This window comes from Rhizobium sp. BR 362 (genome assembly GCF_036528765.1).
GTDB lineage: Bacteria > Pseudomonadota > Alphaproteobacteria > Rhizobiales > Rhizobiaceae > Rhizobium.
The window spans coordinates 1-1,298 of the sequence record NZ_JARWGH010000091.1; the positions used below are offsets into that span (position 1 = coordinate 1).

General features: G+C 58.9%; 1 protein-coding gene. It reads left to right on the plus strand.

The features are described 5' to 3' along the window. Positions 1-251: 251 nt before the first annotated feature. Complete coding sequence (locus QDY28_RS30840) at positions 252-1,295, plus strand: IS110 family transposase (protein WP_331384857.1); 1,044 nt, start codon at positions 252-254, stop codon at positions 1,293-1,295. Positions 1,296-1,298 lie beyond the last annotated feature (3 nt).

The window sequence follows — 1,298 nt, forward strand, 5'->3', positions numbered from 1 at the left end:
AAGGAGATGGCATGAATGGTCGGTGAGCGGCAGATGCGCCCGATGCTGTTAAAGGTGTTGGGAGAGGCGGATAGGTTTCAGGCTGGATCGAAAATTAGGGCATTGGACCCTGTTAAGGAGATTAGCCTTCGCCTGCTACCGAACGACCATCTTGAGGCCCGGTTCTGGCCGGTGACCTCGTATAGGAGTTTGGCTTTGCCGTTCACGCCCCTTTCGGGGTTCCGCCTCCCGCCAACGGGGAGATATTAGCAATGGCCTTTATCGGTGTCGATCTTCACACGAACAGTTTTACTGTCTGCCGGCTTGAGGCAGACGGAAAAGAGCAACTTGAAACCTTCCAGCTTGCGGCGGCTGATCTGGAACGGTTCTGCGCGACCTTGGAWGCTGATGATGACGTTGCGGTTGAGGCGACGGGCAACAGCGCCTGGTTCTGCTCAAAGGTTCGACCCTGCGTCGGCCGGGTTGTGGTGGTCAACCCGAAGCAGTTCCAGGTGATCCGCAAGTCGGTCAAGAAGACGGATCGGCACGATGCCCGGGCGCTGGCCTTCTTCCTGTCGAAAGACATGCTGCCGGAAACCCGCCTGAAAACGGCGCCCGAAGGCGAACTTGCGTCGCTCGTTCATACGCGCGATGTGCTGGTCAAGAACCGCACTCGGCTGATCAACAAGATCCATGCGCTGCATGTTCGCCACGGCATCAAGCTGAAGAAGGAAAGCCTGTCTTCCAGGCGCGGCCTGATGGCACTTACCATCGGCCGCTTCTCGGCGCTGGAGCAGGTCGAGATCAAGGTCGTGCGCGATCAGATCCTCGGTCTCATCGCCTCCATCGCTGAAATCGATGCGGCGATCGAGCCGGCGGCAAGCGACATGGATGGCTATGAYGGCCTCACCTCCATCAAGGGGATCGGGCCGCGCTCGGCCGCCGTGCTTTTGTCGGGCATCGGCAACATCGCCGACTTTGACAGCGCCGACAAGCTGGCCGCCTATCTCGGCATCGTGCCGAAGGTCAGCCAGTCCAACGACACCGATCACCACGGCCGTATTACAAAGCGTGGCAACCGGCTCATGCGCACCACGCTGGTCCAGTGCACGCTGACCGCAATCCGCTATTCGGGTTACCTCAATGCCTTCTACCGGCGCATCAAGGACCGGCGTGGCCCGGGAAAGGCCATCATCGCCACAGCCCGCAAGCTGCTCACCATTATCTTCGACACCCTGAAAAACGGATGGGTCTTCGAGGACTTTCCAAACTTCATCATCGCCGGAAAAGAAAATCCGGCTCGACAATCATCATAGGAG